This is a genomic window from Psychrobacillus psychrodurans (genome assembly GCF_050209195.1).
Lineage (GTDB): Bacteria > Bacillota > Bacilli > Bacillales_A > Planococcaceae > Psychrobacillus > Psychrobacillus psychrodurans.
This window is the reverse complement of record NZ_CP189791.1, coordinates 144,968-168,750: the sequence shown is the minus strand read 5'-3', so window position 1 is coordinate 168,750 and position 23,783 is coordinate 144,968. Positions and strand designations below refer to the sequence as shown.

Genomic DNA, 23,783 nt, shown 5'->3' with positions numbered 1-23,783 from the left:
ACAAAAGCGCAAGCGTCTAAGTAAGCCCTGACAACGTTCTTCTGCGACGAGCTTTGCGCAGGAGTCTGGACGGATAATCACTTGTAAGTAGTTATCCACCTGTAATAGATTTATAATTCCTAAACACTAAAAAACACTCAGTGAATTTAATCACCAAGTGTTTTCATTTAGATGTATGTTCCTTTTCCTTCATAGGTTACATACCAGTTATTATCTTTTTGTAAAATTGCTGTCCCAATCCAACCATCTGCAATTAGTTGCTGTTGTTTTTCAATCGCATCCATAGGAACTTCTATAAACGTTTCTTCGTTATTACGATCTACATGAATTTTTTTATAAAATACATATCGTAGCATGTCTCCGTATTTTTTCTTTAATGCACCTATTACCATTCCTTGGCTTAGTTTGTCCTTTAAGCTTGCAATGTTAAATGGTGCAACTGTTGCACATACATGTGTATACGGTGAAGCGTCTAGTAGTTCCATGACAATAACCCCGAGTTTCTTTTGCAATCCAAATCCACGGTAATTAGGATGAACATTTGTTATTTCTTGATAAACGACCTTCTCGAGTTGATCTTTTGAAAGACCAATATCATATCCTAAATGTTGATCATCAATTGGTGGTAATGCCAATGCACGGAAGGCGATTAGTTCATTGTCTATAAATGCTCCAATCATTAAGTTACAAGCTATCGAATCCTCATATTCTCCTATTGTTAATGGAGATAAGAAATTATCATTTTCCATTGCTCCAAGGACCACATGCTGCAAGCGTAAAATGCTATCCAGATGTTCTTGCGTCAATTGACGAACAATATATTCTTTCACACCAAGTTTACCTTTCCATTCTTTCACGTAAACACTTCCTCTTATTTTGTTACTTTTGTAGAGAACTCAGTTAACTCTTGTAGAGTTTCTTCATCAATATCAATCCCTAGTCCAGGACGTTCATTTAATTGTATAAATGGAACGTCATAATGTAAATTTCCAACGTCTTTAGAGAATTTTAGAGGACCTGTTAACTCTACACTCGTAAACACTTTTTTAGAAAATGCTACTTGAAATCCTGCTGAAGACCCAATAGAGGACTCCACCATGGAACCGATTTGACACTCGATGCCTGCCATCTCTGCCATATGAGCTAGCTTCATCGCTGGATATATCCCACCACACTTCATCAGTTTAATATTTACTTTATGTGCTGCTTGTTTCTCGATCAACTCGCGCATATCACGTAAGTTTCGCAAGCCTTCGTCCATCATAAGAGGGGTACTTGTCTTAGCTTTTACTTCTACCATACCATTAAAGTCATCCGCGATTACCGGTTGCTCTAGCCAGTCTAATCCCTCTTTTTCCAACTGCCGCATAGCCACAATAGTAGTAGCGCTATTTTTCCATCCTTGATTTACATCTACACGAATAGCGATTTCTTCTCCGACTTTTGCGCGCACTGCTTGAATACGTTTTACATCAACTTGCACGTCTGTCCCGACCTTCATTTTAAAGGAGGAATACCCTTCTTTCATCCTTCTTTCTGCTTCTTCTGCCATGTCAGCTGGCTTTCCTATACTTAATACATGAGTGACAGGGAACTTTTCGTGATAGCGTCCACCTAATAATTGGTACACAGGAACACCAAGTTTTTTCCCTGCCAAATCATAACAAGCAATATCTATCGCTGCTTTTGCTGCAGGTGCCTGGTAAACCGCTTTATTCATTTTCTCATGTAAACGCTCAAACTCCATAGGATTTTCTCCAATAATAGCTGGAGCTAGCGTTTCTTTCAATAATGCATATGTACTTTCCCAAGTCTCACCTGTCACATGCTCATCTGCAACAGCTTCCCCATAACCTACTAAACCCTCATCCGTTGTTATTTTTACAATAATAGATGGCATATCATCATAAGTGTGATAACTTATGATAAAAGGATCTACTAATGGTAAACGGATTGCATAAATATCAATTTCTTTAATTTTCATTTGAATTTCCTACTTTCTTTACATATTAGATTAAGTTCGTTATAGTTGTCGTTAAATAGTCGTTAAAAAATAAAAAAAGAGGTGACCAAATGTTAACACGCATTGCAGTTCTAGGATCGGCCACTTTCATCGAACGCTTAAGAAGTATTGAACATGAACTTCCATCCACTCGATTGGATTATTATACATACAATATACCTTCTGATGCAAAGGATATAGTACCAACGATAAAACCTTGTGATGCAGTATTTTTTTCCGGTTCATTTCCATTTACCTATGCAAAAGACTCAATCGCAAAACTACCTATTCCAACTTTTTATCTGAAACAAGATGAAAACGCTATCATGACTACTCTACTTTCACTTAGTTTTACTAACCCTACCGCCGTAAATAAGCTATCCATTGATCTAGTCCATCCAGAGGGTGTAAAAAATGTTTTGGAGGATATCGGGTTAACCGATCAAACACCATTTTTAATGAAAATTGATACCTCTTTCGATCTGGAAGAAATAGTTGCATTCCATACAGGTTTACAAAAGAACGGCACCACTTTGCTAGCGATTACTAGTATTCATGCAGTGTATCAAAGATTGCGAGACAATGGTCTATCTGTCATTCGAATGATTGATCCGAAAAGCTCCATTATTAAAGCAATAGAGGATACAAAATCCCTTGCCCTTCTATTTAAAAGTCAGTCTGCTAAAATTGCAGTTGGTTATATCCAAACAAATAAAGAGCTTTCCATATCAGAAGAAAAAGTTAAGCAAATTGCAGCCTCTATTCAAGCAAATACCGTAAAAGAAGCCGACAATTTATATACCTTATTTTCAACTCAAGGTGATGTGCAGGAAGCTTTAAACAATAACTCGATTACTTCTTGGATGAACTCCTCTCCCACAGTTAAAATTGCATTTGGCTATGGAAAAACAGTTTTGGAAGCTACTCAAAATGCAAGGGATGCCTTATCTTATGCAACTGATAATACAGCCTACCTATTAACCGATTCTAAGGAATTGCTTGGGCCATATCCATATAGTAATAAGCAAGTGCGTTTAAAAAATGTTGAACCACAGTTTGTGCAAATTGCGAAAGAGACTACATTAAGTCCAGCGAACTTATCTAAGGTCATACAGTTTAGTCGTTCTAGAAAGTCCACAGAGTTTACTGCATATGACTTAGAAGTCTATTTACAAGTTAGTAGACGTACAACTGAACGAATACTAAAAAAACTAGCAGATCATGGATATGCACAAATCATAGGGGAAGAAATGACCTATCAGCAAGGTCGTCCACGCGCTATTTATGAGCTGAACTTTCCAACTTATAATTAGAAGATTCATCTCAATATAGTAACAACATCACTTTTTTTAATAGGACTTATAACAAAAGGGAGTTCCATATGAACTCCCTTTTGTTTTCCAGGCTTGCACATTTCCTTTTTATGCTTCTACAGTTTCTTTATTTAATATCGCTAGTTTTTCAGCCTCAGAGATTTTTTGAATCGTGAAGCCTGTCATTGCATAGATAATTGATATAATTGGTACTATAAAGTTTAATACGGCAAATAATGCATACTCTGCTACTCCTACACCTAATGTCGCTAATATAAATACTCCACACGTATTCCAAGGAATAAAGACCGAAGTAAGTGTACCTCCATCTTCTAAAGCACGAGAGAGATTTTTAGAATGTAGTCCCATTTTTGTATATGTTTTTGAGAACATTCGAGCTGGCACAACGATAGAAATGTATTGCTCTGAGCAAGAGGCATTTGTTGCAATACACGCAACAATTGTTGAAGCAATAAGTGATCCTGCTGTTTTAGCAAACTTTAAAATTTGATCCATAATGGATTGCAGCATTCCAGAGTATTCCAATATACCACCAAATGTCATGGCAACAATCGTCATGGAGACCGTATACATCATCGAATCTAATCCACCACGATTAAATAATTCATCAACCATTGCATTTCCAGTATCGATAACATATCCACTTTGCAAAGCTCCAACTGCCTCTGCAACGCTTCCACCTTGGATGAGTATTTGAGATAAGAAGCCAAATAAAATTCCAACAATCAATGCTGGTATAGCTGGAACTTTAAGTGCTACTAAGACAATTACTGCTAGAGGTATTAACAATAACCATGGAGAAATGACAAAGCTTTGATCTAACATTGATATTGTTTGGTTGATACCCTCTTGGTCAATATTACTTGATTTATATCTGTTTCCTAGGAAACCATATACACCAAGAGCTATTAGAATTCCTGGTATCGTCGTAAATAACATATGTTTAATATGTACAAAAAGATCTGTTCCTGTTAGTCCGGCTGCAAGGTTTGTTGTATCGGATAATGGGGACATCTTATCTCCAAAGTATGCTCCTGAAATTACGGCTCCAGCGATCATTCCAGCTGGAATTCCCATGCTAAGTCCAATACCCATTCCCGCAACACCGATTGTCCCCATAGTTGACCAAGAACTACCGATTGCAAGTGCAACAATTGCACAAATAATACAAATAGCCACTAAGAAGAAAGCAGGAGTAATAATTTTTAGGCCATAATAGATCATCGTTGCGACAACTCCGCCACCTATCCATGCACCAATGATTAGTCCTACTAAAATAATTATGACTACTGCTGGTAATGCTAGTTTTATACCTTTATACATCATTTCTTCAATTTCAGACCATTTAAATCCATGTTTCCATGCAACAATCGCTGCAACTGTTGTTCCAACAATCAATGGAATATGCGGCCCCTGTTCTAAATATATAATTGTAATAACCATAGTAACAACCATGAGTAGTAGCGGCATAATCGCCCATATTAAAGACATCTCTTTTTTAGTAACCGCTTTCTTTTCCTGCAAAATATTTCCTCCTTACAACTATAGAGACAATTCTAAATTGACGTTTAATAGTCGTTAATAAAGTAATATTAAATGGAAATCAGATGCTAGTCAATACTATTTCGAAACATTTGTAAGCGTTTTCGATATAACTTTAGCCCCCAAAATTAATGCATCTCTGTTAAAAGTCATATTTGGATGATGCAATCCCGGTGACAAGTCAGCTCCGATACCAATCATTGCTGCCTTCACTTCAGGATGTCTAATTGTATAAAAATGAAAATCATCGCTTCCCGAAGTAATTACTTCATCTGCAAGGTTTTCCATACCTACGGTTTCAATTATTGCTGCTTTAGAAATTGCCGCCGCTTCCTTCGATACTTCAGCACCTGGTGTAATATCTTGAAATTCCCACTCGATTTCTATATCAAATAATTGTTGAATGATATTTAAATCTTTGTCAATGCGATCTTTCAACTGTGATAATATGCTATTCTTTGCTGCTCTTACATCAATTGAAAATGTTGCAATACCAGGAATAATATTAGCATTCTCTCCACCTGCTTGAATTTTTGTTAGCTTTGCAGAGTATGATTCGGATGGAGAAAAATACATATTTTTCAGTGCTTGTTGAATGGCCATTACTACGTCAATCGCATTGTTTCCTTGATGTGGTCTAGCTCCATGAGCATCGATACCTTTTATTTTGCCCTCTACAAATAAAGCCGCTCCATGATGTATAGCTGGTGCTACTTTGCCGAAAGGAAGTTCCTCAATCGGTCGTAAATGCACGCCAAAAAGATGTGTCACGTCATCGAGTGCCCCACGGTCTATCATGGAATTCGCTCCGTTACCTTTTTCTTCTGCTGGCTGAAAGATAAAGCGAATTCGTTTGTTTAATTTTTCATCCTTTAATAGCAATAACGCTCCTAGCACCATAGAGATATTGGCATCATGTCCACAGGAATGATTGGCACGGAACTCTCCATCTACTTCTTGCCAAAGAGCATCAATATCTGCACGTACAGCTATTACTTCTGATCCTTCTCCGATTTCTGCTAGTAATCCAGTTACATCATCAAATCTTCGATAGGAAATACTTAAACCATCCAATATTTCCGCAAGCTTATTTGTAGTTTCATATTCCTTCCAGCTAACTTCAGGATACTGATGAAAGTGGTTAAACCACTGTAAAATTTGATTTTCTACTTGCACTTCACTTACACTCCCTTTTTACGCGGTAATTTATCCTATGATTTCACAAACTCGTCCTATTTGTCCATCTGTTAATCGTACTTTTATGCCATGTGGATGAAATGACGAATTCGTTAATAAGTCCTTCACAATTCCTTTTGTTTTCTCCCCTGATCGTTGATCTTTTTTTAATATTATATATACTTCTAATCCAGGTTTTACATCTTTTCTATTTTGACCATTCATTTAGCTTCACCTCTTTTTGTATCGTACCACTTTCATGGTTTGGTTTCAGTATTTTGCTTCATAAATTATAACTGTAGAATATGTTTGGTCCAACAAAGGAACAGGAATAATAATAGGAAGGATATTCGTGGAGAAAGAGGCGATAAGATTGGAAATATACACAATTGGACATTCTAGCCACACACAAAAATTTTTCGGAAGCATGCTAAAAAAGAATAACATCGAGCTTTTGGCGGATGTAAGGGCATTTCCAGGTAGTAGAAAATGGCCGCAATTTTCAAAGGATGATTTTCCAAAATGGCTTATAAGAGAAGACATTTCATATGAACACCTCTCCAAACTAGGAGGTAGACGTAGAAAGTCTAAAAAAATTAGTGAAGAAGTGAACGCAGGGTGGAACAACCAATCATTTCATAATTATGCGGATTATACTTTGACGGAAGAGTTTCAAATAGGTATAAATGAACTTTTGGAAAAAGCAGCAAATAAAAGAACTGCCTATTGTTGTTCGGAGCGTCATCCTTCCCGTTGTCATCGTTTGCTTATCAGCAACTTTCTCGTAGCAAACGGGCATGTCGTGAAACATATTATTGACGTAAATGAAAATGAAATTGAAATTGTAAATCACGAAGTTGGGATGTGGGGAGCTCCTGCACAAGTTAATGAAGATGGAATTGTAACATACCCTTTTTGTTAATCTACCAAATTAATAGACAAGAGATATGAATAAAAAGCAACAAAAATAGGGCTATCCTAGAAGTGATTTAATACCACTTATGAGATAGCCCCATGATTAACTTTTCACTTCTTTTTCAATGTCAGCAAGTGCCGTTGCGCTTACGTCCACACGTTTTAAGAAGAATGATAATACTAATGCAACACATGTTACAACAGCGGCAACGATGAATGATAGTTGAACACCATGTAATAAGCTTTGTGCCTGTATTTGTTTCATTACTTCTTCTGTCATGGATGCAGGGTCCATTGATGCAGCTAACTCCTTACCACGAGTAGCCGCAGCACTAGTCATAATCGTAACAAAAATAGCTGTACCGATTGAACCGATCACTTGTTGCGCTGTATTGTTAACAGCTGTACCATGTGGGTTTAAACGTGTAGGTAATTGGTTTAAACCATTTGTCATAATCGGCATCATAACCATCGACATACCAAACATGCGTATTGTGTAAATACCAATAATGTAAGCATAGGATGATTCAAGATCTAAACCTGCAAGCATGAATGTTGAAATAGCGGTAATACCTAAACCAATAACCGCTAAAATTCGGGGTCCAAATTTATCGAATAATTTCCCTGTGATTGGCGACATAACTCCCATAATAATAGCACCAGGTAACATCATTAATCCAGATTCTAAAGGGTCAATACCTCGCACGTCTTGTACATAGGCAGGCGTTAAAATCATCCCAGAGAATAATGCCGCGGCATTTACCATTGAAATAACAGAACCAAGTGCGAACATTGGATATTTATAAACTCGCAAGTCCAATAATGGTTCCTCTAATTTGAATTGGCGTGTAATGAATAAAAACAATGCAACAGCACCAACAATAATTGTTGTCAAAACAACTGTGTCTCCCCAACCATTTGAACTAGCCATTGAACATCCATATAAAATACCACCAAAACCAATTACAGATAACACAATTGAGAAGTAATCAAGAGATACTTTACGTGTATCCATCACATTTTCAAGTTTCCAAAACGCTAGAATTATGGAAAGAATCGCAAAGGGTAAAATCATCTCAAACAGTACGCGCCAATCGTAGTATTGTACGATATATCCTGACAATGTAGGCCCAATTGCTGGAGCTGTAATCATAACTAAACCGAAAACACCCATAGCTGCACCACGTTTTTCACGTGGGAAGCTAACTAACATAACATTCATTAACAATGGTCCCATAACTGCCGAACCGGCTGCTTGTACCATACGCCCCGCTAAGAGGAATCCAAAGTTTGGTGCTAGAGCAGCCATTGCTGTACCAATTGTAAATAAAATCATTGATACAATAAATAATGTTCGGTTTTTAAAGCGTGTAATTAAAAATGCTGAAACAGGTATTAACACACCACTTACTAGCATGTAACCTGTGGCTAACCATTGTACCGTTGAATAGTCTTTACCAAAATCATCACGGATTGATGGTAATGCTACGTTTAATAATGAGTTATTTAAGAAAGAAACAAAGGCACCAAAAAATAAAATTGCCAGCATTAAATACGGTGGTTTCTTCTCTATCGTTGAAGTATTCATTTGTAATTTCTCCTTATTTTATATATTCCTTTTTTTATTCACTTGAAAGATTTTATACCAGCGGTCCAATTTTGTCTATAAAAAAGTCTCTCCAGTACAAATAGAGGGTTTTGAACAAAAATATGTTGTATAATGACCGTAACAAGTTAAAGAAGGAGTCATTATGAATAAACGTAAAAAAGCAGTGGTCGACCATGCAATCTCTTTATTTGTAGAGCAAGGAATCGCTAATACATCGATACAAGATATTTTAGAAAGGGCAAGTATCTCTAAGGGAACCTTTTATAATTATTTTTCATCTAAAAATGATTGTGTAGAAGCAATTTTAGAACAGGCACGCTACGATGCTACATTAATGCGGAGCGGGCAAATGTTAGGTAAGGATGCAAAGGATCTGGATGTATTAGTAGAACAAATTACAGTTTTATTACTAATTAACCAGTCTAGAGGATTAGATATGATTTATGAAGAAATCTTACATTCAGGCGACAAAGAGTTAAAGAAATTAGTACTAAAATCAAGAGTACTTGAGCTACAGTGGTTAGGCCAGCGTTTTATCGAAGTATTTGGGGAAGAACTACGAAGTCATTCATTTGAAGCAGCAGTCATTTATTACGGGATTTTACAGCACTTAACATTCACAGGTCGATTAATGAATCAGCAGGATTTTAAGTTTGAAATTGTTATAAAAAACGCATTACGTTATATAGAAAAAATTGTGGAGATGCTCATGCATGAACAGACGAGCGTTTTAAATACAGATGACTTACATAAATTCATAAGTTCATTTGTAGCTATTGAATTGACTCGTAAGGAAGTCGTTGAACAATTAGAACAGTTTAAAAAAAGTAACGATTTCACCAAAAATCAGCAGGAGATTATGGAAGCCGTTACACAGGAGCTTGAGCATCAGCCAATACGAAATATTGTACTAGAATCATTATTACGAACAATGACCAATGAATTTAGCGATAGCGAAATGATACAAATAGTAAAAGAACTTACTAGTGGGCTTTGGTATTTAATGAAGCAACAGAAATTATAAAGTAATGTTCTTAAATATGTTTTCATTATTTATGCCCATGTTCTGAAAAAATTAGAAGTAAATACAGGTGATTTATTTCCGGTAAATTTAGCACATTGGGCCATTACTAGAGCTATTTCTTTTTTATGAAGAGACCACAAACTCCTGGACAGCTTATCTATGTACGCTCTAAGTATTGTTAAGGATGTTTATCAATAGTTAGAAACTTCAAATTTGTATCAATGATGACCGATATAAAAAATTAAAACTCGAAACAAAGCAATTAACCATCCCTTAATTAAATGGTAAGTATACCGGATGATTTTGCGGAAAAACTATTATATTGATTCTAGTGAAGGGTGGCGGTGATGGTTCATTCCCCCCCGTGCAGAATGCGGACACCTATTCAACTAACTAAAGCTCATTATCATAAAAAGAACTTTTTTACACTTTTCCTTCTTTTAACCATGTCCCAATTTAGTTGATTAAAGAAAGTAGCTGTTTCCAATTTAGTTTACTTTTCCCATTAAAATAGAGGGTCGTGACTGTTGTCATAACCCTCTTGTTATATTGTCGATTATTTACTTGGTTGAGATTTAGTAATCATATCTGAAATCTCTTCCCTTATTGGCGATTTCATATGCTAGGCGGATAGAGGACACTGCTAAATCCGCATAGGTTACTTCTTTTGTTGGATTAAACTGGTTTTTTTCTGCCTTTACTAATCCAAGTGAGTGCGCCAAAACCACGTATCCTGTGTTTTCCACTTTCACTTTTTTGCTGTCTGTAAATTCATTTTTAAAAATATTGTTTTGTTTTGCTGCTTGCTCAAGACCTAGTGCCCGAATATACCATACTGCTAGTTCTTCTTTCGTAATAGGACTATTTAAATCAAAGATCTTCTGGTCAGTTTTCAAAATCCCCGCTTCCACTGCACGCTCAATTGCTTGATAGGAGGCATGTTTAGGGTCAACGTTTGTATAGGATTGCTTTATACTCTCTGAATCTCTATGAATGCTTGTCTCATAAATATACGTTAAGGAATTCATCATAATCTTAATTGCTTCCCCTCTAGACACTGTTGCATCCCCGTTAAAGGTTTTTGGATCATTAACAGTTAATACCTTTGCCTTAATCAAATAGTTCAGCTCTTCAGCTGCAGTTGGATGAGAAACCTCAGGGGTCACTTCCATATTGTACTGGTTAATCCAATTGCCCGAATCGGCTTCTAACACATTAAAGGCAGTTTCATTAAATGTTGGAGAGTATATTAAATTATAATGTTTATTTTCTTTCTTTTGATTTTCTTTCCAATAGCTCATTTTTATATTTAACGCTTTATTCAAAATATCCTCAGCTTCTTTTGAAGAGATTACCCCCTCTAAAGACGGCCACTCCTCAATCTGTGGTCTAACTACATTTAAATTGTCTAAAGAACCATCTTTATGAATATTTACACTAATTTGATCTCCCATAACCATAACTCCATTAACTATTCGAGGGAAGGTTATATAGTAATTGCCCATTGTTTCATCGTAATAACCTTCCTCTAAAGGCATAGCGTATTCATGAAGGTATGAAGGTACCAATTCCTTTAAATACTTAACTGCTTGAGCAATCGCCTCTTCTTTAGAAATTGTGACCTCCTCTTTAGTCTCATCCATTTCGACCAATAAACCATTTTGGGTATTATGATACTGGAGCAGCTCACCTGTTTTCTTATCAAATTCTAATGTAGACCCACTTCCACTATTACCGTAATTATACATATAGTGAACACTAAATATATCTTGGCCATTACTGTTTTTTACTTCTTCAACGGATTGAATGCTTAACTTAACTTTGTTTGATTTTACTTGTAATAACTTTTCTGCAGATTTCTTTGCCTCTTCCTTTGTTATCCCATTATGTTTGGCTGGCAATGCAGTTTCTGTAACCTTTACATATTTCTTTTTATTTGGTTGTTCTACTACAAATTCTTTACCGTTAAACCACTCACCTGTAATAGCATTTATGCTTAGAACATCAGGCACATAAACCAGCTTCACATCATTTTCACCAGTTTCATAGTTAGTGTTAACTTGATATTGAAGTTTCGCAGTTAGATTTCCTTTAACTTTTTCTAATGCTTCTTTTCGGTCATTTACTTTTTTTACATCTTCAAAAGTAGGAGATTTAGTTATATGTGAACCAGAGAAGCCTACAATTTCCCCGTTTCCGAGAACGGTTACGCTTACACTTTGGTCAGCGATTTCAACATCATCCTTCATACGATTAAAAGAAAAGGAATAACTTATGGGCCTAGTTAAAATTTGCTTTGAATAATTATAGTAATCATTATAATCCTCACCTAGTTTATAATTGCCATCTTTGAGGAATTTCTTAACAAAATCGGTTGCAACTTTTTTTGCTTCCTCTTTAGAGAACTTAGCTGGAAACAACGCGTCTGGAGTGCTAACAGGGTCGTAGTTAAAGGATTCTATCTCGAAATCTTCTCCATAAAATCCTATGCTTCCATGAATATCCTTCCCATTTTGCAGCTTATTAAAAAATAAATGATACCTTGTTGTCTCATCCTCAGGATACGTATTAGAACTCATATGAAAATCACTAGCATTCACAAAGTCGAAAATCCCAGGAAAAGTAGAACGAAACTTTTTAAGCAAGTCCTCCTTAGTAACAATCTCTCCTGTAGAAGCCACCTGCGCTACAAGTTGCTCTTCTACTGTACTTACTGCACTAGTAGCCGATGAAAACATACTAATTGATAAAACTGATGCTGTTAATATAATTCCTATCTTCTTCAAATCAAATTGCCCCCTTTTACGGTAATAATTATATTGTAAAGCAAATTCTGGAAATTTGGAAATGATATTTTTTAATTATTATAACTATTCTTTGAATTTAGAGACCATACTTAATGAAGTATGGTCTGCATATATTAGTGGTGTTTAACTATTTCATCTTGTTCAACTTGCCTTTACTTTTATTAGTTAAGCATTTGAGAACGCTAGGCTCGTTCTTCAACAACATTACATAAAATTATTGTACAGTCTCTGTTTTTGGAAAATGCTCCGGGTACATGCTATACTAATGAAGGATTTATACGAAAAAGGAGTGTTTTTAAATGACAAAAAAAGGTTATTTCTTAATGGATTCTGGAGAAAAAATTGAATTTGATTTATTCCCTAATGAGGCACCAAACACAGTAGCAAACTTCGAAGAGTTAGCAAACAGTGGATTTTATAACGGAGTAGTTTTCCATCGCGTAATTCCTGGTTTCGTAAGCCAAGGTGGAGACCCAACTGGTACAGGTATGGGTGGAAGCGGAAAAACAATTAAATGTGAAACTGAAGGAAACCCACACAAACACCAAGCAGGAAGTCTTTCTATGGCGCATGCTGGTAAAGATACAGGTTCTAGCCAATTTTTCATCGTTCACGAGCCACAGCCACATTTAAACGGTGTTCATACTGTTTTTGGACAAGTTACAAGTGGGCTTGAAGTAGCAAAAGCTATGAAAAATGGCGCTAAAATGGAAAAAGTAGAAGTTTTCGACGCTGAATAGAAAATCGGCAGACTCCGCATTGTAGCGAAAAGAGCTAGACAGTACTGAAAAAAATATCTTTTAAAAAGCAGCTCCCAATAACTAGGGTAGCTGCTTTTCTTATAATACAATCGATATTCCAACTATAAGAATTAGAGGTACTAGTAAGACAATCCAACTGATAGGATGAGCAAAATTTAACGTCCAACCTACACCAAATCGCTTTTCTACCATAATACTTGGATCATTTTTGTTCATGTAAAATAATCCACCCTTCCAGTATTGGTCGTCGTCAATAGCAATTTTGTTTTCTATGGTTACACTGTTTCTTTCTGCTTTTAATCGTGATCCGCTTTGCCCTACTTTTAGAGCATAAATACCAACAACCGCACATGTTAATACTAAAAAGGTCAGAGGTAGGGTCCACATGATTATCGGTGATGATATTTCTGGATGAATTGTTTGTAAGTGAAAGTAACCCATCATAAGCGTTATACCAATTGTGATAAAGAGCGCTAATAAACTTGTATATTTTCGAAACGCGAGTTGCTGTGCAAGGGAAGATTTTTTATTGGTCGGATTAATTCGAGCACCTGAAAATTTTATACCTTCACTCACCGAAAGGAACAAAACCTGCATAACTAGTAAAATTAGTGGCAGTGCAATTACACTAAAATATGTTTTTTTGCTAAATGCATCCGCTTCCCCAGTAGGTCCCCAATGAGTAGGAATCATCTCTGGCATTTGATCATATTTCATAAATGTATAAATGATTAGCCCTACAGTAACTATCATCGGAATGATAAAGATTACACGAGGTATTAGTTTGAGCTTTTCTTGAAACTTTACATCGACTACTCTCACTTCGCTTTTACCACTTAACCACCTTTGCATTTCTTTCCTTTTTTTAACCCGAAGGTGCATCATAAAATAATAACCAATGCTCACGAATAATGTTGTAAACTGAACACTTACGCCTGCTAGAGCCAGTGTTTCCTCTGTTGGTTTTTGTGTCATTCCCCACCACAGATAGCTTATCAATATGATCAAACCAAATGTTAACACAAACGTAGTGTATTTACTTTTCAGCTTCATCACTACCGGATCTTTTGCGTGGCTATCCGGTACATACACTCCAAACGCTTCTGTTGGCTTTAAAAACTTTGGTGTAAATGCTTGTAAAACTGTGATAAAAAATAGGATGAATCCAAACAAAACAATAGTCATTCGTTCCCCTCCTCAATATTTTGCACAAGCTTACGTACCATAACCACTAGTTCTTCTTCCGAGAGCTTTAGGACTAACCCCTCTGTTACAAATGGTCGTAGTTGTGCTTCTAATTTATGCTTTTCTTCCTCTGAAGCCTTCGGAATACCATTCGGCTGAATTATTACTCCCGATTTTGCCACTATTTGTATAAACTCTTTTTCCTCTAGATAGTGATAAGCCTTATTTACTGTATGCATATTCATTCCTAAATCGCTCGCAAATGCTCTTACAGATGGTAGCGAGTCACCTGGTTTTAATTCACCTCGTACCATACCCTCCATAAGTTGGTGGGCTAGCTGCAAATAGATGGGGACATCAGAATCAGATTTTATTTCAATAAACATGAAGTCACCCTCCTTAGTTTTTGTTCTATATATAGCATAACACATTTGTTCTATGTATAGTAGAGCAAAATTAAAAAATCCTACTTTTAAATATAAGTAGGATCAGAATATACTTCGTCCCGCATTAACTAGCAGGATTATTACACCACGACTTGTATGTCGTGAGACTCTAACTACAAGGCTTGTAGTTTTATTTTTCAAGAAATTGCTTTCCTTTTTCATAATAAACCTTCATTTCCTGAGAAGGAACCATTCCTCCTCCTGTTGCCCACACAATATGTGTTGCATTTTGTATGGAAACTCCTAGTTTCTTAAGTTGAATTGGTCCTGTCATACCTGCCAATGCAGATGGCTCTAATAGAATATTCTCTGTGTCTGCCAATAAGGCAAGTAGCTCATACATGGTTTGATCACTTATAGTGATGCTTCCGCTAATAAGCTGCTCAAGATTTTTACCTACAAATCCAGATGGTCGTCCCACCGCTAATCCATCCGCATCCGTTTTGTTATCTAGCCCAATATCAGCCACTGATATTTTTTCATGTAGCCCGGTCATTAACCCAAGTAGCATGCAAGGCGAGTTCGTAGGCTCCGCAAAAAAACAATGCACATGATCTCCGAATAAAAGCTTTAGTCCAAATGCAACTCCACCTGGTCCACCACCAACTCCGCAAGGTAAGTATACAAACAATGGGTGTTCGGCGTCGACAATGGTTTGCATTTGTTCCAGTTGAGTTTTCAATCTACTTGCTGCAACGGCATACCCGACAAATAAGTCAACAGAATTTTCGTCGTCGATAAAAAAGCAAGACGAATCCTTGTCCGCTTGTTTTCTGCCTTCCTTTACCGCAATACTATAATCAAAATCGTACTCTACGACTGTTACGCCTTTTGCACGGAGCATATCTTTTTTCCATTGCTTCGCATCACTAGACATATGCACAGTCACTTGAAACCCAAACTTAGCACTGATTATCCCGATGCTAAGTCCTAAATTTCCAGTCGACCCTACTGCAATTGAATAGTTAGAAAAAAATTGTGTGAATTTTTCTGTTGCGAGTAGTGCATAATCATCTGTTATTTTCAATAAATTCTCTTGTATAGCAATTTGCTCTGCAATTTTAAGTACCTCATAGATACCACCACGAGCCTTTATAGATCCTGATATTGGTAAGGCATTATCACATTTTAATAATAATTCTCCATCAAAATCTGTGTGAAAGAATTCCTTTAAGCTGGATTCCATAGTTGGAATTTTTACAAGCGGTGACTCAATAATCCCTTTTGCTTTTGCAGTCTCTGGAAAAGCAATACGCAAATAAGATGCAAAACGATCTAAACGATCGCTTGCATCTTGTACCATTTCAGCAGTAATAAATACGTTTTTCAACGCATCCTCTGAATTTATTTTGTTTGGATTGAACCATATTATTTCTTCCTTGTTTTGCATATTGGAGATTAAGGGAAATCTCCCTTCTAATTGCTGTTTATCCATTAATATAACCCTTTCTACTCTAAGCTCATCACATGAGTGACATCTGGCGAACGCTCGTCAAACAAAAATCCATTTGCACGATAAAATGAATCTGCTTTTGCGGATTCTGTTTTAGTCGTTATTTCTTTAAAGTGTCCTTTGGCATTTTCAGAAACAACCTTTAAGAGTTCACTTCCTACACCTTTCCTACGGTATTCCGGTAAAGTATAAAATCGGTATAGTCGAGCAGAGTTGTCAGCTTCACTAGCGTTATTTCGAAACAAACCGCCAATCGCCACTAGCTCATCTTCATCCCATGCTCCATAGATTGCCTCTCCCTGTTCACTGAAGCGATGCGTTCCGTCCTCATATTCTGATGCTAACCTTGATACGAAACGATAACCTTCTTTTTCACTTTCTTGAATTAGTTTGGATACGTTGACTGCATTCAAATCTGAAATATTTTTCACTTCGATTGACATATACGTTCCTCCATTCTATTTTTGAAAAATGAACTCTTTGTTACTTTCTATACAGGGTGGCGAATCCCCTCTATACGTTTAATATATTTCAATCACCCATTTATTATACTGTGACGTCTTTGTTACAAATAATTAATAGAATAGCTAAACTAACTAAGTTTAACCACTTATTGTTTTAGCGAGACTACACTTCATTATAAAGAGTTAACCCCGTTGAAATTCAGCCAAAAAATAAGCCCATGCTAAAAATTAGCATGGGCGGAACTTATTTTATAGCAGCTAGTCTAGCTTCTACTTCTTCTTCTGATAATTTATGTTCTACGATGTAGCGGTTGCGTGGATGTTCACGGCATTCATCGGAACAGCTTCGTAAATACTTATGTTCGTTTTCTTCTGAGCAAAGAATTTTATCATTACAATCAGGGTTTGCGCAGTTAACATAACGCTCACATGGCTCTCCTGTGAAATGGTCCTTTCCAACAACGACATGCTCTACTTGGTTGATTGGCACAGCTATACGCTCATCAAATACGTACATTTGACCATCCCAAAGCTGGCCGCGCACTTCTGGATCTTTGGCGTAAGTTGCGATTCCGCCGTGTAGTTGACCCACACCTTCAAAACCTTCTCTAACTAACCAACCCGAGAATTTTTCACAACGTATCCCACCAGTACAATAGGTAAGTACTTTTTTACCTTCGAACATTTCTTTGTTCTCTAGCATCCAGTCTGGCAGGTCACGGAAGTTGCGAATTTCTGGACGGATTGCTCCGCGGAAGTGACCTAGGTCAAATTCATAATCATTACGAGCATCAATAACAACCGTATCTTCTGCTTGCATTTGTTCAAAGAACTCTTTTGGAGAAAGGTATTGTCCTGTTATTTCATTTGGATTAATATCATCAGCTAATCCTAAATGCACAATCTCTTTCTTAGGACGAACATGCATTTTCTTGAAGGCATGTCCTTCTGTTTCATCTATTTTATACACCATGTCGGCAAAGCGTTCATCTGCCTTCATCATGTTCATGTATGCGTCAGTTTGTTCTATCGTTCCTGAGCAAGTTCCGTTTATTCCTTCGTCTGATACTAAAATACGCCCTTTTAACCCAAGTTCCTTACATGCAGCAAGATGTTCTTGTGCAAATGTTACTGGATCTTCAATCGGGACATATTTATAGTAAAGTAATACTCTGTATGCATTTGTTTCCATTTTTTACTCCACCTTTTCTAATTTTGTCCACCGTCTAATATACCAAAAAACAACTCTAATGTTAAATAGATTGTTTCTTTTAAAATATACCAGTTTTAAAAACAATTCAGTTTTTTCAAAACTGCTCCCTTACAGTGGATTCGCAACTCTCAATCTATAGTTCAGGTAGCACGCCCGGAGCACAAAGAAAGTCAGTATCCGTCTCTCGGACACTGACTTTTTAACTTGCACTCTTAAAGCAGATAAAATCCAATTCCCATAATCAAATATGCCGCGAAAAGAGTTAATCCTTCAAACCAATTCGATTCCCCATCATTTGAAAGGTTAATGACAAGAAGTGCTGCGGTAACCATCGCCACAAGTTCAGGCCATGTGAAAACGAGCGACATCGGTTCAGGCATAAACAAAGAGACAATTACTAATATCGGCGCTACGAACATGGCAACCTGCAGTGTTGAACCTACTGCAATTTCCACAGATACATCCATTTTGTTTTTAACGGCCATCGTAATGGCTGAAACATGTTCAGCCGCATTACCAACAATCGCTACAATAATGACACCGATAAACAACTCTGTCCATCCAAACTTTTCACCGAGCATTTCAAATGTATGTACTAGTTGTTCAGATACAAAAGCAACTACTACTGTGGCTAACAGTAGTATTAAAATGGACTTACCTTTCGTCCATTCCGGTACTTCTGTTTCCTTTTCAGGTTGGTCGGAGGAAGCGAATACGCCTCGATGCGTAACGAGTTTGAAAAATAGCCCTGCTAGATAAAGTGTGATTAATATAATGGCAATTCCAATGCTCAAGTACAATGTTTTTTGCGGATTCATACTCATTGAAAATACTTCAGGAATTACAAACGCGATGATAACAGCAAAAATAAGCAATCCTGCATTATATCTAGAATCATGAACACTAAATTTTTGACGTTTAAACTTGATGCCTCCTGCAAAAAATGAAAGACCAAGTACAAGCAGTAAATTACCGAGAACCGATCCAGTCAGTGAAGCTAGAACGATTCCAACCATTCCAGCCTTCAATGTAAATATAGAAATAATAAGTTCAACTGCGTTTCCAAAGGTAGCATTTAACAATCCGCCAATCCTTGGTCCGCTTACAATCGCCAGGCTTTCCGTTGCCCTCCCTATATACCCTGAAAGCCCAATAATACTTGTGCAGCAAAGAAAGAACATAACCATATCTGACCAATTGAAAAAGGCACCCACTAGAACTAAGGGTACACCCACAAAAACAAGAACTGCAAAGAGTTTATCCAAAAAATCACCTCTTCATTAAAACGACCCTCTCCTGAGTCTCTACTCTATCTTTCCCTTTTCTAATAAATAAGAAACACTACTTCCAATTATTCATTATGAAAAAAATTAAATGCTCTTTCACCGTAACCTTCATAATATGTGTAGTGAATGGAAAAGAGCGATATATAATGAAAGGTACCCGGTACTAATACAATTCAGAATTGTTTTAGTACCGAGTACCTTAATGTGTGTTCTTGTCTATTTTGTTTTATTAGCAATTTCTATTGCACGATTGGTTCCTTCTGCTGCTGTATCTAGTACTTCTTGTGGGTCCATTCCCTGATATAGATTTTCTAATGCAGTTACAATTTGTTGACGGGATTCAGGGAATACAGATATTAAAGCACCTTGTGTTGCGATAGAAGGCTCAGTACTTTGCAATTGATCTACAGTTACTTTTAACTGTGGTGTAACCTCCCATGCATCTTTGACGATTTGTTCGTCGTATGCAGATGGGTTGATCGCAAAGTAACCTGTTTCTAAATGCCATTTTGCTTGAACTTCAGGAGTAGTTAAGTATTTCATAAATTCCCATGCTGCCTCTTGCTCTGCCTCCGCAATTCCTTTAGACATCCATAGTGATGCTCCACCTATAACAACGCCATTACGCTTTACTTCATCTGCGTATGGGATATATGCTGCACCTACTTCAAATGGAGCGTTATCAATAATACCTTTTATACCCGCAGAGGAATCCATATACATTGCAACTTTTCCAGATTGGAATGCTGCACGGATATCATCCCAGTTTGTTCCGAAGTTTCCGAAAGTCCCTGCTTTGTTCATAGTATCTAGGAACCTAAATACATTAAGTCCTTCTGGTCCATTGAAAGTAGCTTTTGTTGCATCTCCTGCACGACCATTTTCTTCATCTACATATAGTCCACCTTGCGTTGCCACTAACTCTTCAAAAAACCATCCGTATGTTAGCATGGAGAAGCCCTTCATATCATCTGTTTTCAATTTTGCAGCTGCATCAATAACCTCCGAAAATGTTTCTGGGGCTTTTTCTGGATCAAGTCCTGCTGCTTTAAATGCATCTTTGTTATATAGCATTACTGGTGTGGATGAGTTAAACGGCATAGAGTATAACTGATCATCTACTGTGTAGTAATTTAAAATATTTTCTTCAAGTTGAGAAATGTCGTATTTATCTTTATCAATAAATTTCTGAATCGGCTCTACAAAGCCACTATCAATCATATATTTTGTTCCAACTTCAAACACCTGCGTTATGGCAGGGGCATCTTTTGTACCTCCAACACTACGAAGCTTTGTTAATGATTCTTCATATGACCCTTGGAATTCTGCCTGCACTTCATATTTATCTTGAGATGTATTAAAGTCTGCAACAATTGCATCTAAGGAAACTTGACCTGCTCCAGACATTGCATGCCAAAAAGAAATGACAGTTTTGCCTTCTTCATTGGTTACTACTTCTTTTTCGGTTTCCGCCTCATTACCGTCCGTTTCAGACGAACTACTCTCACTGTTTGTACATGCTACTAAAGCAAAAAGACTAAGTAATAATAAAGCTAATAATGCAAATTTTGATGAGTTCTTCATATTTAAAGTACACCTCTTTTTTAGTTTTGAACAACCGTTATTTTAGAGCTCCTTGCGTTAACCCTTTTTGTAATTGCTTTTGACCTAAAAATAATAATAGTAGTGTTGGTATGATAACTACAATTACCCCCGCCATAACCACCCCCCATTCTGTAGCTACTTCTTGCGATTGAAGTTGCTTCAAACCAATTTGGACGGTTCGAACGGAATTATTAGTAGTCACTAGAAGTGGCCATAAATACATATTCCATGTCGTCAAAAACCCATAAGCACCTAATGTAACAAGACTTGTCTTAGAAACAGGCAAAACTACGCGAAAGAAAAATCCAAACTTACTTAGTCCTGCTATTTGTGAAGCCTCATGGAGCTCTTTTGGAATAGTTTTAAAATGCTGTCTCAGTAAAAAAGTACCAAATGCCAAAGCAAAAAACGGTAATGTCATTCCTTGATAAGTATTAATCCAGTCTAGTTTTTGAATGGTGAAGAAGTTAGGAATCATTGTAGCTTCCCATGGAATCATCATCGTTGATATAAATAAGAAAAAGATAAAATCTCTACCCTTAAACGGGATAAATACAAATGCATATGCAGCCAAACTACAAACGACTAACTGACCAAGCATTACACCGAGTGAAACGACAAAACTATTTATCAAATAATTAAATAAAGGAAGCCGTTCAAATACCTTTACATAATTATCTATACTAAAGGTAGAAGGCAGTAACTTACCGGATAAAATCTCACCGCCAGTCATGAAACTTATCATAAATGCATAAATGATAGGAAAAAACAGGATTAATGAAGTAACAATTAATAAGAAGTAAAGAACTAGCTTTTTCCATAATCTCATTGGTAATGCACCTTCTTTTCCCCAAGCTTAAATTGTAAAATCGTAACGATTAAAATGCATATAAACAAGAACACAGCTTGGGCACTAGCGGTTCCGAATTGATAATTGATAAATGCTTCTTTATATATAGAATATACGATTAAATTGGTAGACTGAGATGGACCACCTTTAGTTAAGATATCGATCTGTCCAAACGTTTGAAATGCATTAATAAGTGAAATCGTAATGATGAAAAACAAAGTTGGAGAGAGCATCGGAATAGTAATCCTCTTTAGCCGATACCAATAACTAGCACCATCAATACGAGCACTTTCATATAAATGCTCATCTATATTTTGCAATCCCCCAAGTATTATCAAGAAGGAAAACCCTGTATTTAGCCATATAGTTGAGAGTGACACTGAAAATAATGCCCAAGTTGGATCTAATAGCCATTCAATTTGTGGCAGATTAAAGATATTTAATAATTTATTGAACATACCAACACTCGGATGAAACAAGAATAGCCAAACTACAGAGGACGCTGCAACCGATATTCCCATTGTCGAAGCGTAGATAGTCCTGAAAATACCAATTCCTCTCAGTTTTTCATTTGCGAGTAACGCTAAAATGAGTGCAATAATAATCCCAGTCGGAACTGTATATAAAACGAATAAGAATGTTGCTTTAATACTGTTAAGGAAGGCATCCGATTCCAGTAAATAAGTATAGTTTTCTAAACCTACGAAAATTGCGGCTTCTCCTGCTTGGTCTGTTAAAAAGAAACTTAAGTAGATGGTCCGAAACATCGGATAAAAAACAAATACAGAAAATAATATAATGGAAGGCAATAAATACAATAATGCGATTCGAGCATTAGAGGAACGTTTCCAATAGCTTATCTTTTTAGGTTTAGATACGACCATCATACAAATACCTCTTTACCAAAAACATGGTTTTCGACATCTGATGGAGTTTTCATAATTTCCTTTGTCTCACTATTGAAGAAACAAAAGGATTCATAATTCATCATTAAAGGAATTTTATCTCCTATTTCTATTTGCCACTGTCCACTCCACTTAACTTGCCAGGATTCCTCATTTAGTAAAAAAGTAAAAATCGTTTCATTCCCTAAAATTTCCACGTTTGAAACTTCCACAACGAATTTGTCTTTTTCCTCAGTCTCTTTGGTTGCTGCTTTTATATGTTCTGGTCTTATCCCTACAATTACTCGCTCGGTTAGAAAGTGTGCATCTACTGTTGGAACTGGAATTAGAATCGAATCATTTAACCTAATCGTACTCGTCAGGTTGTCCCCAACCCCGCTTGCTAGATTCATAGGGGGTGAACCGATAAATGTAGCTACGAAAGGATTAGCTGGGTTGTTATAAATGTCGATAGGCTTTCCTATTTGCTGGATAGATCCTTCATGAAGAATCATTATTCGGTCTCCCATAGTCATTGCTTCGATTTGATCATGTGTCACATAAATCATAGTAATACCTAAGCGTCTTTGAATTTGTCTTATTTCGGAACGCATATGCGCTCGGAGCTTTGCATCTAAATTAGATAATGGTTCATCCATTAAACAAATAGGTGCTTCGTTAACTATAGCTCGAGCTAACGCCACCCTTTGACGCTGTCCACCTGATAATTCTCTAGGTTTTCGCTTTAAATATTCCGTTAAACCAAGCATTGCTGCCACTTCACTTGTACGTTTAGCTCGCTCTTTTTTATCGATTTTTTTTACATGTAAACCGAATTGAATATTTTCTTCAACCGATAGGTGAGGGTATAACGCATAATTTTGAAACACCATGGATAAATCTCGTTTACTTGGAGGCAAATCATTTACTTCTGTATCACCAATTTTAAGTGTCCCACCTGTTATATCTTCTAGTCCTGCAATCATTCGAAGCATGGTACTTTTTCCACAACCAGAAGGACCGACTAGAACAAAAAATTCCCCCGGTTCAATAGTTACGTTAATATTAGAAATAACATTAGATTGCTTATCATACGATTTGGAGATATCAATTAGTTCGACCCTTTTCAAAGACATTTCATCCTCTCTACCATTCATCATATAAGTTTATAGTGACGCCATAGCTAATAAAGGTGGTAAAATTCCAGTAGCTTCATTTTACAAGACA

21 protein-coding genes are annotated in these 23,783 nt (G+C 36.6%); 4 read left to right on the top strand and 17 right to left on the bottom strand.

All coding sequences use genetic code 11. The features are described from left to right. Positions 1-167: 167 nt before the first annotated feature. Together ACQCPR_RS00855 and ACQCPR_RS00850 are read right to left on the bottom strand one after the other, a co-directional pair. The gene (locus ACQCPR_RS00855; protein WP_340878719.1) at positions 168-857 is read right to left on the bottom strand and encodes a GNAT family N-acetyltransferase; all 690 of its coding nucleotides are present in this window, start codon (positions 855-857) and stop codon (positions 168-170) included. 14 nt (positions 858-871) lie between these two features. Further along, the gene (locus tag ACQCPR_RS00850; RefSeq protein WP_241600382.1) at positions 872-1,984 is read right to left on the bottom strand and encodes a mandelate racemase/muconate lactonizing enzyme family protein; all 1,113 of its coding nucleotides are present in this window, start codon (positions 1,982-1,984) and stop codon (positions 872-874) included. An 89-nt stretch (positions 1,985-2,073) separates the two neighbouring features. Between ACQCPR_RS00850 and ACQCPR_RS00845 the strand changes: the two genes are divergently transcribed. Next, positions 2,074-3,315, top strand: a complete 1,242-nt coding sequence (locus tag ACQCPR_RS00845; protein WP_090570666.1) for a hypothetical protein — start codon at positions 2,074-2,076, stop codon at positions 3,313-3,315. Positions 3,316-3,423: 108 nt separating this feature from the next. Here ACQCPR_RS00845 and nhaC read toward each other — a convergent pair whose 3' ends face one another. The 3 genes from nhaC to ACQCPR_RS00830 form a co-directional block, all read right to left on the bottom strand. Beyond that, positions 3,424-4,827, bottom strand: coding sequence for a Na+/H+ antiporter NhaC (nhaC, locus tag ACQCPR_RS00840; protein WP_090570726.1), 1,404 nt, complete (start codon positions 4,825-4,827; stop codon positions 3,424-3,426). A 129-nt stretch (positions 4,828-4,956) separates the two neighbouring features. Beyond that, positions 4,957-6,054, bottom strand: a complete 1,098-nt coding sequence (locus tag ACQCPR_RS00835) for an amidohydrolase (protein WP_241600380.1) — start codon at positions 6,052-6,054, stop codon at positions 4,957-4,959. A gap of 30 nt (positions 6,055-6,084) precedes the next feature. After that, positions 6,085-6,279, bottom strand: a complete 195-nt coding sequence (locus tag ACQCPR_RS00830) for a YwbE family protein (RefSeq protein ID WP_090570660.1) — start codon at positions 6,277-6,279, stop codon at positions 6,085-6,087. Between the two features lie 148 nt (positions 6,280-6,427). On the opposite strand from ACQCPR_RS00830, the gene ACQCPR_RS00825 reads away from it, so the two are divergent. Then, the gene (locus tag ACQCPR_RS00825) at positions 6,428-6,976 is read left to right on the top strand and encodes a DUF488 family protein (protein ID WP_241600378.1); all 549 of its coding nucleotides are present in this window, start codon (positions 6,428-6,430) and stop codon (positions 6,974-6,976) included. 96 nt (positions 6,977-7,072) lie between these two features. Here ACQCPR_RS00825 and ACQCPR_RS00820 read toward each other — a convergent pair whose 3' ends face one another. Next, positions 7,073-8,557 carry a DHA2 family efflux MFS transporter permease subunit gene (locus ACQCPR_RS00820; RefSeq protein WP_241600376.1) on the bottom strand — a complete coding sequence of 495 codons (1,485 nt, stop codon included), beginning with the start codon at positions 8,555-8,557 and terminating at the stop codon, positions 7,073-7,075. Between the two features lie 163 nt (positions 8,558-8,720). On the opposite strand from ACQCPR_RS00820, the gene ACQCPR_RS00815 reads away from it, so the two are divergent. After that, positions 8,721-9,602, top strand: a complete 882-nt coding sequence (locus tag ACQCPR_RS00815) for a TetR/AcrR family transcriptional regulator (RefSeq protein ID WP_241600375.1) — start codon at positions 8,721-8,723, stop codon at positions 9,600-9,602. Positions 9,603-10,177: 575 nt separating this feature from the next. Here the strand turns inward: ACQCPR_RS00815 and ACQCPR_RS00810 are convergent. Further along, positions 10,178-12,388: a YcdB/YcdC domain-containing protein gene (locus ACQCPR_RS00810; protein WP_427137928.1), complete on the bottom strand. Its 2,211-nt coding sequence runs from the start codon at positions 12,386-12,388 to the stop codon at positions 10,178-10,180. A gap of 320 nt (positions 12,389-12,708) precedes the next feature. Between ACQCPR_RS00810 and ACQCPR_RS00805 the strand changes: the two genes are divergently transcribed. After that, positions 12,709-13,149: a peptidylprolyl isomerase gene (locus ACQCPR_RS00805; RefSeq protein ID WP_090570652.1), complete on the top strand. Its 441-nt coding sequence runs from the start codon at positions 12,709-12,711 to the stop codon at positions 13,147-13,149. 99 nt (positions 13,150-13,248) lie between these two features. Here ACQCPR_RS00805 and ACQCPR_RS00800 read toward each other — a convergent pair whose 3' ends face one another. From ACQCPR_RS00800 to ACQCPR_RS00755, 10 genes are all read right to left on the bottom strand, one after another. Next, entirely contained in the window at positions 13,249-14,355 is a 1,107-nt protein-coding gene (locus ACQCPR_RS00800) for a DUF1648 domain-containing protein (RefSeq protein WP_427137927.1), read from the bottom strand. Next, complete coding sequence (locus ACQCPR_RS00795) at positions 14,352-14,741, bottom strand: GntR family transcriptional regulator (protein ID WP_090570646.1); 390 nt, start codon at positions 14,739-14,741, stop codon at positions 14,352-14,354. The genes ACQCPR_RS00800 and ACQCPR_RS00795 overlap by 4 nt, the downstream gene beginning before the upstream one ends. Positions 14,742-14,931: 190 nt before the next feature. Then, on the bottom strand, positions 14,932-16,236 hold the full coding sequence (locus tag ACQCPR_RS00790) for a D-serine ammonia-lyase (RefSeq protein WP_427137926.1): 1,305 nt from the start codon (positions 16,234-16,236) through the stop codon (positions 14,932-14,934). Positions 16,237-16,250: 14 nt separating this feature from the next. Further along, complete coding sequence (locus ACQCPR_RS00785) at positions 16,251-16,697, bottom strand: GNAT family N-acetyltransferase (RefSeq protein ID WP_093495394.1); 447 nt, start codon at positions 16,695-16,697, stop codon at positions 16,251-16,253. A 265-nt stretch (positions 16,698-16,962) separates the two neighbouring features. After that, on the bottom strand, positions 16,963-17,910 hold the full coding sequence (locus tag ACQCPR_RS00780; protein WP_090570639.1) for a rhodanese-related sulfurtransferase: 948 nt from the start codon (positions 17,908-17,910) through the stop codon (positions 16,963-16,965). 233 nt (positions 17,911-18,143) lie between these two features. Further along, positions 18,144-19,196, bottom strand: coding sequence for a calcium/proton exchanger (gene cax, locus ACQCPR_RS00775; RefSeq protein WP_241600372.1), 1,053 nt, complete (start codon positions 19,194-19,196; stop codon positions 18,144-18,146). Between the two features lie 237 nt (positions 19,197-19,433). Next, positions 19,434-20,801: an ABC transporter substrate-binding protein gene (locus ACQCPR_RS00770; RefSeq protein WP_093495397.1), complete on the bottom strand. Its 1,368-nt coding sequence runs from the start codon at positions 20,799-20,801 to the stop codon at positions 19,434-19,436. Positions 20,802-20,838: 37 nt separating this feature from the next. Further along, positions 20,839-21,651, bottom strand: a complete 813-nt coding sequence (locus ACQCPR_RS00765; protein ID WP_427137925.1) for a carbohydrate ABC transporter permease — start codon at positions 21,649-21,651, stop codon at positions 20,839-20,841. Further along, positions 21,648-22,559 carry a carbohydrate ABC transporter permease gene (locus ACQCPR_RS00760; RefSeq protein ID WP_090570628.1) on the bottom strand — a complete coding sequence of 304 codons (912 nt, stop codon included), beginning with the start codon at positions 22,557-22,559 and terminating at the stop codon, positions 21,648-21,650. Before ACQCPR_RS00760 ends, ACQCPR_RS00765 begins: the two co-directional genes overlap by 4 nt. Further along, positions 22,556-23,686: an ABC transporter ATP-binding protein gene (locus ACQCPR_RS00755; RefSeq protein ID WP_427137924.1), complete on the bottom strand. Its 1,131-nt coding sequence runs from the start codon at positions 23,684-23,686 to the stop codon at positions 22,556-22,558. Before ACQCPR_RS00755 ends, ACQCPR_RS00760 begins: the two co-directional genes overlap by 4 nt. Positions 23,687-23,783 lie beyond the last annotated feature (97 nt).